Source organism: Alicyclobacillus sp. SP_1 (assembly GCF_024706985.1).
Lineage (GTDB): Bacteria > Bacillota > Bacilli > Alicyclobacillales > Alicyclobacillaceae > Alicyclobacillus_I.
Genome location: NZ_JAMCCX010000050.1, coordinates 117,241 through 133,551 on the forward strand (window position 1 = coordinate 117,241; position 16,311 = coordinate 133,551).

General features: G+C 53.4%; 9 protein-coding genes. 4 read left to right on the top strand and 5 right to left on the bottom strand.

Going from position 1 to position 16,311, the window contains the following annotated elements:
• Nucleotides 1-73: 73 nt before the first annotated feature.
• Entirely contained in the window at nt 74-1,294 is a 1,221-nt protein-coding gene (locus tag M4I36_RS12510) for an MFS transporter (protein ID WP_258112082.1), read from the bottom strand.
• 211 nt (nt 1,295-1,505) lie between these two features.
• Here M4I36_RS12510 and M4I36_RS12515 point away from each other — a divergent pair, with 211 nt between their 5' ends.
• Nucleotides 1,506-5,069, top strand: a complete 3,564-nt coding sequence (locus M4I36_RS12515; RefSeq protein WP_258112083.1) for a PD-(D/E)XK nuclease family protein — start codon at nt 1,506-1,508, stop codon at nt 5,067-5,069.
• A complete protein-coding gene (gene addA / locus M4I36_RS12520; protein WP_258112084.1) occupies nt 5,066-8,887 on the top strand; it encodes a helicase-exonuclease AddAB subunit AddA in 3,822 nt (1,273 codons plus the stop codon). The genes M4I36_RS12515 and addA overlap by 4 nt, the downstream gene beginning before the upstream one ends.
• Before the next feature lie 110 nt (nt 8,888-8,997).
• Here the strand turns inward: addA and galU are convergent, their stop codons facing one another.
• The 3 genes from galU to M4I36_RS12535 form a co-directional block, all read right to left on the bottom strand.
• Nucleotides 8,998-9,930, bottom strand: coding sequence for a UTP--glucose-1-phosphate uridylyltransferase GalU (gene galU, locus M4I36_RS12525; RefSeq protein WP_258112085.1), 933 nt, complete (start codon nt 9,928-9,930; stop codon nt 8,998-9,000).
• Between the two features lie 152 nt (nt 9,931-10,082).
• The gene (locus M4I36_RS12530; protein WP_258112086.1) at nt 10,083-12,218 is read right to left on the bottom strand and encodes a cation:proton antiporter domain-containing protein; all 2,136 of its coding nucleotides are present in this window, start codon (nt 12,216-12,218) and stop codon (nt 10,083-10,085) included.
• Nucleotides 12,219-12,310: 92 nt separating this feature from the next.
• Nucleotides 12,311-12,790 (bottom strand): DUF309 domain-containing protein, encoded by a 480-nt coding sequence (locus tag M4I36_RS12535; RefSeq protein ID WP_258112087.1) that lies wholly within the window; start codon nt 12,788-12,790, stop codon nt 12,311-12,313.
• Nucleotides 12,791-12,930: 140 nt separating this feature from the next.
• Between M4I36_RS12535 and M4I36_RS12540 the strand changes: the two genes are divergently transcribed.
• Both M4I36_RS12540 and M4I36_RS12545 read left to right on the top strand, forming a co-directional pair.
• Nucleotides 12,931-13,233, top strand: a complete 303-nt coding sequence (locus M4I36_RS12540; RefSeq protein WP_258112088.1) for a hypothetical protein — start codon at nt 12,931-12,933, stop codon at nt 13,231-13,233.
• Between the two features lie 131 nt (nt 13,234-13,364).
• Nucleotides 13,365-14,864 carry a phosphoenolpyruvate carboxykinase (ATP) gene (locus M4I36_RS12545; RefSeq protein ID WP_258112089.1) on the top strand — a complete coding sequence of 500 codons (1,500 nt, stop codon included), beginning with the start codon at nt 13,365-13,367 and terminating at the stop codon, nt 14,862-14,864.
• A 211-nt stretch (nt 14,865-15,075) separates the two neighbouring features.
• Here M4I36_RS12545 and M4I36_RS12550 read toward each other — a convergent pair whose 3' ends face one another.
• Complete coding sequence (locus M4I36_RS12550) at nt 15,076-16,311, bottom strand: molybdopterin molybdotransferase MoeA (protein ID WP_258112090.1); 1,236 nt, start codon at nt 16,309-16,311, stop codon at nt 15,076-15,078.

Sequence of the window (16,311 nt, forward strand, 5' to 3'; positions counted from 1 at the left end):
TTCCAAAAGGTTGCTTCCAAAAGGTTGTTTCCAAAAGGTTGTTTCCAAAAGGTCCTATAAGGTCATGCGACAGTCAGTCGATGCTTTGACCTATCGTCTCACGCCCCAGTATCAAGACAACAAGGAAACCGACCAGTGTGACTGCAAAGAAGAGACCAAAAATGATGGGAAAACCTACGCTGTGGGCAATCATCAATCCCGTGACAAATGGGGCCACAATGGCACCAATGCGGCCAAAACCAGCGGCCCATCCCATCCCTGATGCTCTCGCTTGCACGGGGAATTGTTCGACGGTAAAGACGTATGTGGACGCGAATGCAGCGAGCATGAAGAAAGACAATAGCAGTCCAAAAATTAGCAATGAAGCGGTCGAGTGCGCAAAACCAAAACCGAGAGCCGAGCCAGCAGCGAGGAGCATAGACGGAACCAGCGTCCACTTCCGCCCAATCTTTTCCACGAGCCAAGCTGCTACTAGATAGCCCGGCACTTCTGCGAGAGTCATGATTAGAACATATCCAATGGAGTTTACCAAGGAGTATCCGTGCAATGCCATTACGGACGGAAGCCAGAGAAACATGCCATAAAATGCGAAATTCATCACAAACCAGAGAACCCAGGTTACGACGGACTGTTTTGCGAGGCCTTTACTCCAGATAAGACGGAAGGATTCTCCCATCGACAGGCGCTTCTGAATCGACCGGTATTTTGGTGTCTCTGGCAAACTCCTGCGCAGAACCAACGTGTACAGTGCCGGAATGGCACCAATTAAAAAGACAATTCGCCAACCCCAGGTCGGCAAGACGAAGAACGAGATGAGGGCTGCGACAATCGAGCCGAATGCATAAAACATTTCGAGAAAAATGGTACGTCTGGCGCGTACTGCCTCTGGCGACATTTCCAGCACATATGTTGTGGCCACCGGCAATTCACCACCGAGACCAAGTCCGACAAAGAAACGTAGCACGAGAAATACGGCGATACCCATGGCCAGGGCGGACAAGCCTGTTGCAAGACTGTATACCAGAAGCGTGATGAGAAAGATGGATTTGCGGCCGAATCGGTCCGCGAACGCTCCGGCTAATGCGGAACCGACCGCCATTCCGACAAAGGACATACTGCCGACAATACCAGTCATCGTCGCAGACATGTGCCAGACTCGAGCCAAGGACACCAACACGTAAGACAGAAGACCGATATCCATAGCGTCAAACAGCAGTCCTAACCCGGAAGCGACGATGACTCTCTGCGCGCTTGGCGCGCCGCGGCCAACTGCATTGGCTGTGGAGCTTTGCACGGTGGACCTCTCCTTTTGGTGAGTTTCTCGCGGGCGGGCGATAAATCGCCGAAACCCTTAAAATTGTGGATAATCCGTCTATATGCCGCCCGGGATGATTCGGTTCCTAAAGTGGAGAGAGGGATTTTGATGAGGGTAACGAATTTTCCCAAGGACAGTCCATGGGCGGGACAGGTGCGACACACGGTTCGATGAGGAGATGCGAAGAGAAATGGGGAAAGCGGAAATTTGGGTGGGTCCGAGCGGCTCAGAAAAGTCGCAAACGATTGCACGAGAGATTCGACAAGCATCACTGCAACAGCCGTTTGGCCCTCCAATATACTGGGTGACACCGGCAAGTATTGCTTTTTCTGTAGAAAAGCGATTGCTTTCATGGCTTCCCTCAACCATTCGGGTGCAAGTTTTGCCGCTTGAGAGATTTGCAGAACAAATTCTTCTTCAAAGCGGTCAGGTTCTGCCTGAACTTAATCGGACCGGCAAGCGGTTTCTACTCGGACAAGTCTTCGAAGAAGTTGCTCCGAAACTCTCTGTATTGAAGCGAAAACGGCCATCGGTCTCTTTTTTAGACAGTATTCTTGAGGCATTTGAGGAGTTTGCGAACTATGCCGTTCCGGAAGAACAACTGCAGACGATTGTGGAGTCGGCGCCCAGTGTTGCAGAATTGGTGCGGTTCTTGGACTCTCCGGGAACTTCCGAGGATGTGCGCCGTATGTCGAAAGTGCGCGACTTGGCTCTGCTCTATCTGTCGTACCAATCCAAACTACGCATTGCACAGTGGAGAGATGCATCGCAAGTGGTGGCCGATGCCAGTCTGCATCTGAAATCTTCAACCGTGCTCGACAGTGCGACCGTCTATTTCGACGGTTTCGTGGAGTTGCCGTCGACGGGTTTATTCTTTGTGAAGAGTGTCGCAGAGGCAGCAGCGCGAACGGTGGTCACGGTGCGCGCCAATCGGGATGTTATTCAGCATCCTGAGTTTCAATTCTGGTGTGGAGAATACCATGCAAAGCGGGTTTCACCCTACTCTGTGGTCGAATGTGTCGAACGAATGCGAACTGAGCGTGCCGACCTCTATGCCAGCGGACTGAGGTTATTTGCGAATTTAGAACAAATGTTCACAAATGCTACCACTCGATGGTTTTTTCGTTCCGGTACAGAGTGGGACGCCAGTTGCCGTCCGCAACTGGTAGTGAGCGCAAATCCATTCGATGAAGTGGAAAATGCCGCACGATATATCTTTGCCCTGCACGTTCGTAAACGAGTGCCGTATGACCAGGTGATGGTCGTGGTGCCGTCTATTGAAGAATATCGTCCACACATCGAAGAACTTTTTCGTGAACTAGACATTCCGATGTATTTGGAGGAATTTCCATCTCTGGCTACCCATCCTTTAGCTCGTTTCTTGTTGTCGGTGTTGCGCGTAGTTCGAGACGACTTCTCACTGAATGCCATGAGGTGTCTCGGGCCATCGCCGTTTCTTCAAATGGCAGACGCCGAGTGGGATGAACTAATACTTTACGCTGAGCGGCATGAATTGTCCGGACGGGTAACGTGGTTGGGAAAAGAGGCGTGGTCTTATGCTTTGCGGGCGCTGGACACGGATGCCGGGCAGGATGTTCTGGACAGAGCGGTCGCGGAGGACCGGCGTATCGAGCGTGTCCGACAGAGTCTGGTTGGGCTGTTGTTGCCATTTGTCGAGAGTATGGAGGAAGACTTGTCCATAGAGGTCTTTTCGAATGCTGTCTGGTCTTTATTTGAGTCAGCGCGTGCACCTGGCATCATGGCGGAATGGATCGTCGATGCGGGTGGGCAAGGCGGACCGCAAAGTGCAAGTCGTCACGAGCAAGCATGGGATAAAATTGTCGCATTATTAGATAATCTTTCCCAAATTGGAGCTTCCCAATCCATTTCCCGAGATATCCTCTTTCAAATCGTTGTCGAAGACATTCAGCAGGAGACCGTAGCCAGCGTTCCTGCAGGGCTTTCTCAAGTGACAGTGACTACGGTCTCGCGAGTTGCAGGGATGCAGTCTGAATTCCTGATGGTCCTCGGTGCAATTGATGGAAGTCTGCCGAAACACGTGCGGCGCACCGTGCTCTTCGATGAAGACGATCGGGAGTGGTTTTGGAATAATTTATACATTCGAATCGGTCTGTCTGAGGAAGAGTTGCGGATGGACGAAGAAGAGCATGTTCTGGAGTTGCTGAAAATGCGAGGTTCCCAGGTCATCTTGTCTGTTCCCCGCGTCAGCGGGGACGGGCGCGAGACGCGACTATCGACTTTTGTTCAGCGACATCTGTCGACGTGGTCACGCATACCAGAAAAGGCATCCCATGAACTGTCTCAGCGGATGGACGGTGATTTAGAACTTCAGGATTTTTCAAGTCTATCGGTTTCGGACGGAAAGTTGACGATTACCTCCGCCGTGGCCACGCGTTGGCTCGTACAGTCGCTGCGCGACGTGGTCGAAATGAAATCTGCACGGTATTTTGCGCCGCTCATGAAAGCCGTTCATACGGACGCTGGTTTTCGCCAACTGGCGTTGCCCTCCTTGCAAGGATTCCTACACCGAGTAGAGCGAGAGGCTTTACCGGCCGATTTGGCTGAGAAAATGTATGGAGAAGTACTCAGTACGAGCGTTCATTTGCTAGAAGACTATTACAGTTGTCCGTACCGTCACTTTTTGCGAAAAGGACTCGCCATTTCTGAGACGTCGCCTGTTTGGCAAGCGAGTCGCGAGCGCGGAATTTTGATGCACGAGACTTTGGCGACGTTCGCTCGTTACTATATAGAACGGCCCGACCAGTGGTTTCGATTGTCCGAGCCAGAGGCGGTGCGGCAGATGCGGTCTGCACTGGATGAGACGCTGCTTCAGTCGCGGTTTCAACGCTTTGCGAACTCCCCCACTCGCCGGATGGAAGTAGCGAATACTGCGAGGCTACTGGACTTTATTGCTACAGTACAAGCAAACCATGCGCAGAACAGCGCCTTTATTCCGTCACTGGTTGAGGTGTCCTTTGGTTTGGAAGGAGACTCGCGTCAACACTTTCCAGCTTGGACGGTAAGCGATGCAACGGGCCGCGCGGTACGTGTGCGCGGTCGCGTCGACCGCATTGACGTACACTCAAGTCTCCCGATGTTTCGCGTTATCGATTACAAGAGTAGGTCGCGGCCTTTGGATTTGACTCGCATGTTTTATGGACTCCAAGTGCAACTTCCTTTGTACGCAAACGCTTTAACAGAACTATCACCCGACTGGGGAGGACGTTCTCTGGAGGCCGTGGCGCTTCAATATTTCCCAATATCTCTGTCACCCACGTTAGAATTGGCGCCGCCTACAGAGGCTGAGAGTCGGGCTCTCGTGCGCAAGCAACTTCGTCCTTCCGGCCTTGTACTCCAGCGTGCATCCGTCGTGGAGGGGCTTGATGCGCGGCTTAGCCAGGGCCAAGAGAGCGACTTGTATGCGCCGTTCTACAACAAAGACGGCGAGTGGGCCAAGAATGCGCCAGTGGTTTCCAACTCGGATTGGAAGATGATTCAGCGAAAATCGGTCGAACATGTTCAGAATTACAGCGATGCCGTTCGCAGTGGTGATATAGCCGTCGCTCCATATCGCTTAAAGAACGGAGAGATGCCCTGCCATACCTGTGACTTTCAAGCAGTGTGTCATTTTGACATAAAGCACCATGCGCCACTCGCGCGGCGCTTGCAGCCAGTGACGAAAAATCAGTTTTATTCGCGAACAGAGTTTTCAGAGCGGGAGGTGACGGAATGAGGAGCTATCGACCCACACATTATTCGGAGACGCAGCGCATGGCCATGGATACGTGTGGCATGGACGTACTCGTGTCGGCAGGAGCGGGGTCAGGAAAGACATCGGTATTGGTCGAGCGAGTCGTGACGTGCTTGTTTCGTGAGATACCGGTCGACATCGACCGGATGCTTATTGTCACGTTCACGGAGGCCGCTGCGGCCGAAATGAGAGAGCGCATTCTCACGCGCCTGACGGAAGTTCGGAGCATGGCCTGGGCGGCTTCCGATGAAGAGGCGCTGCGACGCGTAGACAGAGTTTTTAGCTTGTTTGACCGCGCCCAGATTTCCACTCTACACGCCTTTTGCATGGATGTTGTACGTAGGCATTTTCTCTTTCTCGGCCTCAATCCCGACCTGCGCCTGATGGACGACGCAGAGCAGTCTGCCATGCGCCGACACGTGGCGGCCCAAACGGTGGCGGCTGCTTTTGATGATGACCAAACCGCGCTGATGCTGGTTGCCGACGCGCTTCATGTGCGTTCGGAGGACATCGGTGACCTACTTCTGCGGCTCGATGAATTTGCTGGTAGCCAGCCCAATCCTACCGCCTGGCTGCAGTCGGCAGCCAGTACGTTTGGAGCGGCGGATCGTCTCTCCAGTGAACCATGGTATGCGGACTTTCTCCACTTTATAGAAGACCGAGTGTCGTTTGTCCGGCAGCTTTTCGACGAAGCGCTCCATCTCGCGGCACAGAACTCACTGTTAGACCCTTATCATCGGTCGCTTGCGCAGGGATGCACACTTCTGGAGGACGTCTTCACTGCGCTGTCCGAGGGTAATCTCCCGAAAATGGTTGCAGCGATTCATCGCGTTGTGGCAGAGAAAGGTAGGCCTGTGGTACGCGGTGAAGTGGAAGGAAAGGCGGAAGTTCAGCGGCTTCGAACGGAGGCCTATCACGAGCTTACCGATTTAAATTTAATTTTATCTCGCGGAGAACTCGCTCTACATGCCGATGTCCTCGAATTACGACGGCCAGTTCAAACTGTGTTGAATCTTGTTCAAAGCTTTCGGGACTCGTTTCAGGATATGAAAAAGTCGCGTTCGCTGCTCGATTTTTCAGATTTGGAGCACTTTGCCCATCGTGTTCTCAGCGACGCTAGTACCGGAGAGGCAGAGCGGCTGCGAGCGCGGTTTGAAGAGATTTTTGTGGACGAGTATCAGGACACCAGTCCGATTCAGGCGACGCTGCTCAATTCTTTCCGGCGTCCGCAGGGAAATTTGTTTCTCGTCGGAGATGTCAAACAGAGCATTTATCGTTTTCGCATGGCCGAACCGACTTTGTTTTTGAATGCTTACGAAACCTTGGGAGTCACTCGTCCAGGGACAGTTATTCCATTGTCAGACAATTATCGCAGTCGGCGAGAGGTCGTCGATTGCATCAATTGGCTGTTTGAATACCTGTTTCAATACGAGACGGTCGGCTACGTCTACGATGAGCGCGCCAAGATGAACGTCAGCGCTCCTTATCAGACTGGTCAAGGCTCCGTCCAGTTGCACCTCTTAGACGGCAGGATGGAGGAGGTAGATGCGGTCGATCCGCCATTGATAGAGACCTACGAGGATATGACTTCGTTTGAGAGGGAAGCCAATTGGCTGGCAGACCGTGTCTTCGAAGCCCTCGGTCATGGAGAACAGCCTCCTTTGCAGGTTTGGGACAAAGCCATCAAGTCCATGCGCGATGCTAAGCCTTCCGACATCGTCATTTTGTTGCGGTCGATGCAGGGCAAAGCAGATGTGGTTCTGGAGGCTCTGCGTGCCCGCGGTATTGCCGCAGAAGCAAAAACATCGGGCGGTTTTTACCAATCTCTTGAGATTCGTTGGTGCTTTTCACTGATGGGTGTTCTTTCAAATCCCCGGCGAGACCTCGACTTCGTCACGCTCATGCGGTCTCCTTTGGGTGGGTTTACAGATGTACAAATCGCGACTCTCCGCACCTTCGCTAAAGGCCCATTCATTGAGGTGCTGCGGAAAGTGGTGCGGTCGGCGGTGCGTTCGGACAAACTTTCAGAGGATGGGGCATCCCTACATCCATCCCTTGGCAATCCCGATGCACTGCGCTCATTCGCCACGTTTCTGGAGCGGTTGGAGCGCTGGCGAGTTATGGCCCGCGAACGTACTGCAGGCGAGACATTGCGACAGATATTTGCGGAGATGCAATATCTCGACTACGTGACGGCCATGCCCGGTGGTACGCTTCGACGAGCCAACGTGAGACGCTTGCTGGAGCGGGCAGATGCCTTGGATTCGTCAGACAAAGGGGGGCTAGTCGCTTTTTTACTGACGGAGGAAGCACTCATGGAGTCGGCTACTCTGATTGGAGAGGCGAGAGATGTGGGAGATGAGAATGCCCCCGTTCGTGTGATGTCTGTGCATGCGAGTAAGGGATTGGAGTTTCCCATCGTCTATTTGCCGGACCTCGGACGGGCCTTTCGGCGTGAAGGCTCCAAACAGAACATTCTCATTCATCGTGAGCTCGGAATGGGGCCGAATTTTTCCAATCCGCAACACAACCAACGCTGGCGGACGGCGATAGCCTTAGCTATTGCGACTCGCGAAGATGCCGACGCCTTGGCGGAAGAGGCGCGCATTTTGTATGTTGCGATGACGCGGGCGAAAGAGCATCTGATTATGAGCGGATCGTCCAGAGATTGGCAGCGCATTGCGGCGCGCCAGCTGGCAGGCACCTCGGTTTCAGGAGGAATGACGGGGACGCTTTTTCGGAGCAGTCGGTCCATGATGGATTGGCTGCTCCGGGCGTTGTCTTCAACGAAAGAGGGATTTGCTTGGTTGGAGCGCGTGGCGGACGGGTGCAGTGAGGGGCAAGTTGCCGTTCGAGCCATGGATGTGTCCTTGTGGCTCATGAAAGATATCGCCAACGCGGTGCCCGCCCGGGACATGGCGGCGGATTCGTCCGACGCCAAGGCTGAGTGGGTAGTTTCAGATATTCCGCAATTTCTCGAACGCATGTCGCAGCGCATTGAGGATAGTCAAGGACGAAATCAGCTATCATTAGAGATTTTTCGACCGCTATCGAGGCCATCGATTCCGGCCAAAGTCTCTGCAACAGAACTTCGGCGCTTGTGGGTCGCTGCCAAAACGCCCGGCACCGCCGTGAAAAATGCGGAAGATGCCAAGGAATTTCAACCGAGCCAGAGAGCTACGGAACGTCTGCTGACGATACCAGCGTTTGTGGACAGTGGCCAAATGGCAGGCAAGCAACGGGGTAGCGTGATGCACCGGATTTTTCAGCATTTGCCACTCAGTGTGGAACCTACGCAGGATAGTGTGACCGACGCTCTGTGGCAACTCTGTGAAGCGGGTCAAGTTCGCCGAGACGATCTCTCGAAAGTCGACACGGAACTTTTGATAGGATGGTTAACATCCGACTTGGCAAGCAGAGTTCGCAGTGCCCGTCGCATTTGGCGGGAACAGCCCTTCTTTTCGCGACTGATGGTTCCCCACGATGCTGTGCAGAGTGACCGTACAGACGTGCGAATGGACAACCACTCGCGATTTGTCACGTTGCAAGGTGTCATAGACGTACTTGCAGAAGAGGAACGTGGCTTTTTAGTGGTCGATTTTAAGACGGATGCGGTGTACAACTCAGATGTGAAGAAGCTTACTCAGGAGTATGAGGCTCAGATTGCAGCGTATCGACAAGTGGTCGAGTCGCTCGCACCAGGAAGACCTGTCTCTGCTTTTCTGTATTTTGTAGAGGTCGGCCAAGCCGTTGAAGTCGGTCGAGTGCCTTTAGAATTGCTGTTTCAACCGGGGGGTTGAACCAATCGGGTGGATGGGGGAAGAAAGGCTGGGTCAACTGCACTCTATGTCGCCTCAGCCACGTCCTTGGGGCCGATGGCAGTGTTCACCAACCGCCCCAAGGAACTTGATTAAAATGCTGCTAAGTGCGTTCGAATGTGCTCGTTCTTTTGTAATTCGTCTAAGATGTTTTCTGCCAACTTGCTGTCGTCCATCGCAAAGGACAGATTGGCTATCAACCAACCTTCCAAATTACCAATGTCGTGCCGCCGGCCGGTAAATGCGAATGCGTCCACGCGACCGTCTCGGGCGAGTACTTCGATGGCATCTGTGAGTTGTAATTCTCCTCCATGGCCGAGTGGAGTTTTCTCCAATGCTTCAAAGATATTGGGAGGCAGGATGTAGCGTCCGAGCACCGCCAAGTTGGAAGGTGCTTCCGACTCAAGCGGTTTCTCGACGACCGTTGCGACCGGTACGCGTGACCCAGTCCCGAGTGCGCCAAGGGGTTGCACAATGCCGTATTTGGATACGTCTTTCTGAGGCACGTGTTGAACACCCAAGAGGACTCGCGTAGGGTCCTCGTACTCTTCAATCAATTGAGCTGTGACTGGAACGGTCGACTGAATAATGTCGTCTCCGAGCAGGACGGCAAAAGGTTCGTTGGCGATGAAAGACTTGGCGCAGAGGATAGCATGCCCCAATCCCAAAGGGGTTTTTTGACGCACATAGTGGATGTCCACCATGTCCGAAATTTTTTTGACCTCGGTCAACATACTCGCTTTTCGATTTTGTTCTAAGTGAAACTCGAGTTCTGGAGAGCGGTCGAAATGGTCTTCAATCGCTTTTTTTGTTCGCCCCGTAATGAGCAGAATCTCTTCGATACCCGCGTAGACTGCTTCCTCTACAATATACTGAATACACGGCTTGTTCAGGATGGGGAGCATTTCTTTAGGCACAGCTTTAGTTGCTGGAAGCATTCTCGTTCCAAAGCCGGCGGCAGGAATGACGGCTTTTCGCACCTTCACGCCTACGTCACCTCCATTTCCATAGCAGACAGGGTCCATTATACAACGACAATCTGCTCGTACCTATCTTTTCGGATATCAATTCCCTGTCTATATCCACAATTCGCGATGCATTTGCAGGATTCCTCTTTCTTTCACATGAACTTCCATGTGAAGACATTGCCATGGACATAGGCGTACCTCATGTAACTCTAAAACGCATCAAACAGAACAGCGACGGGGCCCTCGCTGGTGTTGAGAACCTGCTCGACGGTGTTGCCGCAGTACAGCTCGCCTTCGGAAAAGCGCCAGTCGGCGTGCATCATGATGAGGTCGAAGTGTTCATCGCGGGCAAAGTCGCAAATCGTTGTGCCGACCTGGCCGCGAGAGTAGAGGACCTTTCCTTGTACAGCCATGCCGAGACCATCAGCGAGGGCACAGACGTATTGAGTAGCAGCCTCTGCCTGGGAAGTTTTGCGGTCGAGCTGTTCACGCAAGTCTACTCCGAACGGATCCGACAGTGGATTCGATTCAATGACATGAAGTACGGTGACACTTGCATCACAATTTCGGGCTAAGGCGAAAGCCAGTTCGGCGACACGTTGGTCGCGTGGTATGCCCGTTGTCAACAGGAGGATGCGCTCTGGGTTTCCCGTAAACGCTGTTTCAGGGGGCATGCTCCAGACCCATGTTGGACACGCCGCATGGCGAACGATGCTGTCGACGACTTGGCCGAACAACCCAGCGTGAGCAGGACGTGCAGCAGAACCTAAGATGAGCAAATCGTAGTCCTTTTTGGACTCGGCAATGATGGTCGACGCAACGCTCTCCGTATCCGCTGCTTCGCGAACCTGCCAAGACACTTGTGCGGAAGTTGGAGTGATGAGGGGGGCGATGTCAAACTTGTCCCGTGCCTTGCGCCCTCGGGATGGCCCCACATGAAGGGCGGTGGCGTCAATACCTCGCTCACCAGCTAGGTGGCTCGCGACCCTTGCCGCAATCATCGCGTTGCGGCCGTCGCGAATCGGCACGAGCATCTTTTCAATGCCGTGCAGAAAACTGCGTTCGCGGCGTACTTCTTGCTTCAGACGTGCTTCTTCCTGTGGATTGACAGGAGCTCTTTTCAGAGACCAGCGCAAAAGAGGAGGGGCCATCATGGACGTCGCCACGGCCATAAGGACAATAATCGAATACATTCCAGGGGTCAGCACGCCAATCTGGAGACCGACCGTGGCGACAATGATTTCGACGGCTCCGCGGGCATTCATTCCAGAACCGAGCGCCACGGCTGTCCATTTCGGGATTTTGACCATTCTAGCGCCGATATAAGTGCCAACGAACTTGCCGGCACACGCCACTACAATGACGAGAACCAAGGTCGCCAGATAGATAGGCGACAAAAGCGGCAAAATGTTCACTTTGAGTCCGGCCACGGCGAAGAAAACGGGAGCAAAAATGCCCAGCGTCATGGTCTTTAACTGTTCCCTCGCAGCCCTTTTGACACGAGGGATGCGCGATAACTGGACACCTACGATAAAGGCGCCTAAATAAGCTTCGACGTGCAGAGCTTCGGTAATGGCGGCGCCAATCAATCCGACGACAATAACGGCAGCAATGGTGGCGGTACCATCGCCAAAGTGGTCGTCGACGTAACGGATTAGCGCGCGGATGAGCCAGTACCCAACGGTAAAAGCGAATACTGCAAAGGCGAGCGTTCCAAAGATGGAAATGGCAATCGATGTCAGAGGTAAGGAGCGGGCTGTGGCTAGGCCTGCGACAATCGACAATAAGAACCATCCAGATGTGTCGTTGATGACTCCTGCGGCGACCGTCAATTGTCCGATGTCCCGCCGCATTAAATCCATGTCCAAGAGAATTTTCACAATGACAGGGATGGCGGAAATAGACATGGCTGTCGCCAAAAAGAGGGCGAAGACCGGCCGATTTCCCACTCCTCCCATAAGGGTTGGAGAGAGAACTTGTGCAAGACCATAACCTCCGATAAACGGAACAAATACGGAGGCTAACGCGATGACCGGCGCAGATTTTGCCTTGCTTCGGACGATGGGGATATCGACTTCAATCCCGCTGAGCAAAAGCAGGAAGATGACGCCAAGGTCTGACACGAGTTGTAGCAGCAGGGATTGTGTGGAACTGTTTGGGAAAACGCTCTGATAGGCGCTTGGGAATATCCACCCGAAGAGTGACGGGCCGAGCAGGATGCCAGCGAACAATTCGCCAATAACCTGCGGCTGGCCCAGCCGCCGGGCCAGTTCGCCGAGTCCGCGCGCGGCGATCAAAAGGAGTGCGAATTCCAGTAGAAATCGCAAAATCTCGATGGACGTCATGCGCGCACACCCCGCTCTGCGTAAATTTTAACTTTGCCTAGATTCGTGTTTAACGGAGGCATCCCTGCTACCGCTCTCCGTCGGCGCTTGTTTCAAGGTTGCGCTTCATCGTCGTGGAGTGGAGGAAGCGTAAATTCAGCAAAGCGTGCGCGGATTCCTGGACTTAAAGAGAGAGTTGGTTTGGGTAGTCGAAGCGCGTGAACGTCGTCTCTCTCGACTCGTTGGCCGAACCATTCTGGCGGTACTTTCGTGAAAACTTGTTCGATTTGAGCGACAAAATCGGGTATGCTGATTCCACTGTAGAGTGTGCCAGACTGTGCGACGTAGTCAAGGAGATACTTGCGTGCCCTTGTCCACATGCGCCTGGCCCCACGGACGTTTCCTTTTTCAAGATGATACAGACAGACCGCGCCTTGAATAAATCCTTTGAGGACGGTGTTGCGCCCGGTTGAAAGCCACAGAGACTCGCCATATTCGTGGCAGAGAAAATAATCCCGCAAGACGCAAAAGCAATAGAGGTAGGCGAGAAAGCGGTCATCCATGTCGCTCAAATCGTTGTCTCTGTGGTTCATGGCGGGACTCCTTCGCTTCGTTGTCAGATGCCAATAGGCTAACATGTTTGTCATGGCAATATCGAGTTCCTATCGTATGAGTATGGAGAATGAGCGTCCTTGAGGATAAGAGCGTGCCATTGGTTGAGGAGGTGTTTTCAATGGGGGAATGGACATGGTTGGACCACAAATTCCCATTGGCTGATTTGGAACTGATGTCGCCACCGATTCCAGCTCAAGTAGCCAATGTATTGGTGCGCACGATTCGCGCCTTGCCGCGGACGGCCGAGACAGAATCGGTTTTCTATGAGGTGCGGGTAGCTCCTCATAATGTCGCCAAATTTCGTGGCGGTCCGTGGTTACATGTCTTTGACGAGGACGCCTTGCAGAATCCGGGAGCTGAGGTTGATGCATTTCGCGAGGCGCTGTGGACAGCTCTGCAAAATTTACAAGAACAGTCGTGATCGATGCGGTCACTATTCGGTCACAACTGATTTATACCGCAATATAATGCTAAAAATCAGTGGATTTACGTCAAATAGTATGTCATAATCGTGTTGCATAGGACCGATTTTCGTGGAGGGTGAGGATGCTCGTGGAGAATTCGAAATGCTTACAGCCAGCGGAGCTGGTGGAGGAAGCCATCGTGCGCCGGGAAGGTGTGCTGTTGGCAAACGGCGCATTTTGTGCCGAGACAGGGCAATTCACGGGTCGCTCACCAAAAGACAAGTATTTTGTGCGGTCCGCTTCGTTTGATGTTCAGAGTGAACAACATCAGTGGTTGAGCGAGGCTTCCTTTCAACATTTGTTCGAAAAGGTAAAAAACCATCTCCGCAAGACGGGCTCGTTTCAGTTTGATGCCGTTGTCAATCAACATCCGGAATACGCGGTTCCCATTCGCTTTTATACAGAGTTCGCTTGGCATAATTTATTTGTTCAGAGCCTATTTCAGACTGGGAATTCGGCGGATACACCAAAGTATACCGTCTATGGAGCACCAACCTTGAAAGCCCTTCCAGAAGAAGATGGTACACGCACTTCCACGTTCATTGTTCTAAATCCGGGGCGAGGAATCATTTTGATTGGTGGAACAGAATACGCAGGTGAGTTAAAAAAATCAATTTTCACATTAATGCACCACGACTTGGCGCGGCGGGGCGTATTGCCCATGCATTGTAGCGCGTCGGTCGGTGAAGGCGGAGATGTGGCACTGTTCTTCGGACTATCGGGAACTGGAAAGACGACTCTCTCGGCAGACCCCGCTCGATTTTTGATTGGAGACGACGAACACGGTTGGGCACCGGAAGGTGTCTTTAACATGGAAAACGGATGTTATGCTAAGTGCATCCACTTGAGTGAAGAGCGGGAGCCGGATATTTATCGTGCCATTCGCTTCGGTGCCGTGTTGGAAAACGTGGGTTATGACAGTCGGCGCAACCCACAATATGATGACGACAGCAAGACAGAAAACACGCGCGCCGCATATCCCCTAAAGAATGTGGCGAACGCAGCAGCGGTTTCGCGCGGCGGTCATCCGAAAGCTATCGTATTTTTGTCTGCCGACGCCACCGGAGTCCTTCCTGCGGTCGCGAGGCTGCGGCCTGAGGATGCGCATCGACACTATATGCTCGGATACACCAGCAAATTGGCTGGGACGGAACGCGGAGTCACCGCTCCAGAACCTACGTTTTCTGCTTGTTTTGGAGCTCCTTTTTTGACGGATCGACCCTCGGTTTATGCGGACATGTTGATGCAGCGAGTTCGCCAGTATAACGTGCCTGTCTATTTGTTGAATACGGGCTGGGTTGGCGGCGGCATTGGGCGCGTTGGCAGGATGCCGCTAGCCTGGACGCGAACGTTGGTAGAGAAAATTATTCGCGGTGAGTTGGAAGGGGTTCCGACGCGCCGGGATGAAGCGCTGTTTCTCGATATCCCAACAGACATACCGGGATTCCCAGAAGAGTATCTCTATCCAGAACGAGGTTTTCCAAGTCCGGAAGATTATGAGGCCAGTCGAGATGCCTTGGCGAAATCTTTTTCAGAAGAACTGCAAGCACACGCGGTGGCAGACAAAGTATTGTATCTTCGGGCGTAGAGAAGCAGACGATGCGGTAGACGAGTACGCGTTCACTCGTGTCCACGATTCGACCAAAGGCGACGAAGAAAGTGGGAGGGTGCCAAGACGGCACCCTCCCATTGTTATCTCGAGTTGGCTTTCACTTGCGTCGTCCGATGTTGACGTGATAGCCAGAGAGCCGAGCGTCCGTCGAATCCCTGTGTCGCAGATGCAGAGAAACCGACGCAGGTCAGAAGTCATTGCGAAACGAGGAGACCATTTGTACCGAGAGATGTTGCCCAACTTCGGCGTGGTGACTGTCCATGCGCACAATGGCGTTGGTGTGCGCTAGCCCTTTAATCAAACCGGGGGATTGGTCGCGTGCGCAGTGGACTACCAGTTGACCTTCTTCGATTGCGGCGCGCGCGCGCAAAAAGCGCGTGTGTTTGACGGGTTTGTGTGCAACGTGATCCGCCAACTTTGCAGTCAGCGCAAAGGGCTGGTAGGGCCGTCCTGCCATCGCGGATAAAGTGGGACGCACTAATGTTTCGAATTGAATGAATGCGGCCGCTGGATTACCGGACATGGCAAAAAATACGGTGGACTGGTGGGTCGCGGCGACAAAAGGTGCTCCTGGACGCATCCACACGCGCTCCATCGCCAACGTTTTGCAGATGCGGCGCAGCGTCCCGGGAACATAGTCGTAGTCTCCAGCGGACACTCCACCCGTCAGCAAGACCACATCCACTTGACCAGCCACAGAGCGAACCACGTCTTCCAATTGCTGCGGATCGTCCGGAACGTGTTGGACCAGAGGAACCTCGCACTGCTCGTCCCGCAACGCCAATTGCAAGTAAACGCCGTTTGAGCCGTAAATCTGACTTGGCTCGAGAGAGGCGTCGAGGTTCGTTACGATTTCCGATCCGGTTGTGACAATCCCCACGCGTAACCGCTGGTGCACCGCGACTTGGCGAACGCCAAATGCGGCCAAGACGGCGATATCCTGTGCTCTCAGACGAGTGCCCGAAGTCAGTAAGGGGTCGCCAACGCGACCGTCCTCGCCTCTTTGTTGGACCGACTCGCCTCTTTGCACAGACTCCAAAAATGTGACACTGCGTCCATCGGGCGACGTTTCACACCACTCTTTGCGGACGACTGCCACCGTTCCGTCGGGCACAGGAGCGCCCGTCATGACTTTGACTGCGCTCCCTGCGTCAAGTTCGTAACACTCGGTCTGCCCAGCCCCGATGACTCCGCGAACAGGTAGCGTCTTTCCGGACAAATCAGAGATATCTGCCTGGCTGATGGCGTACCCATCCATCATCGCCCGGTGAAACGGGGGTACGGTCACGCTGGCGAGTGCCGGCATCGCCAGGGTTCGGTAGAGGGCCTCCGTGGTTGGCACCATCTCCGTGCGTGATGGTGGCCTGAGACGGTCGAGTATGGTCAGTGCTTCGTCGTAGGTGACCGTCTGAACCGTAGACAT

What these genes read in the sequence shown, in the direction of transcription:
- M4I36_RS12515 (WP_258112083.1), top strand. Translation starts at nt 1,506, where the DNA reads ATGGGGAAAGCGGAAATTTGGGTGGGTCCGAGCGGCTCAGAAAAGTCG.
- addA (WP_258112084.1), top strand. Translation starts at nt 5,066, where the DNA reads ATGAGGAGCTATCGACCCACACATTATTCGGAGACGCAGCGCATGGCC.
- galU (WP_258112085.1), bottom strand. Translation starts at nt 9,930, where the DNA reads ATGGACCCTGTCTGCTATGGAAATGGAGGTGACGTAGGCGTGAAGGTG.
- M4I36_RS12530 (WP_258112086.1), bottom strand. Translation starts at nt 12,218, where the DNA reads ATGACGTCCATCGAGATTTTGCGATTTCTACTGGAATTCGCACTCCTT.
- M4I36_RS12535 (WP_258112087.1), bottom strand. Translation starts at nt 12,790, where the DNA reads ATGAACCACAGAGACAACGATTTGAGCGACATGGATGACCGCTTTCTC.
- M4I36_RS12540 (WP_258112088.1), top strand. Translation starts at nt 12,931, where the DNA reads ATGGGGGAATGGACATGGTTGGACCACAAATTCCCATTGGCTGATTTG.
- M4I36_RS12550 (WP_258112090.1), bottom strand. Translation starts at nt 16,311, where the DNA reads ATGTCTACGGTTCAGACGGTCACCTACGACGAAGCACTGACCATACTC.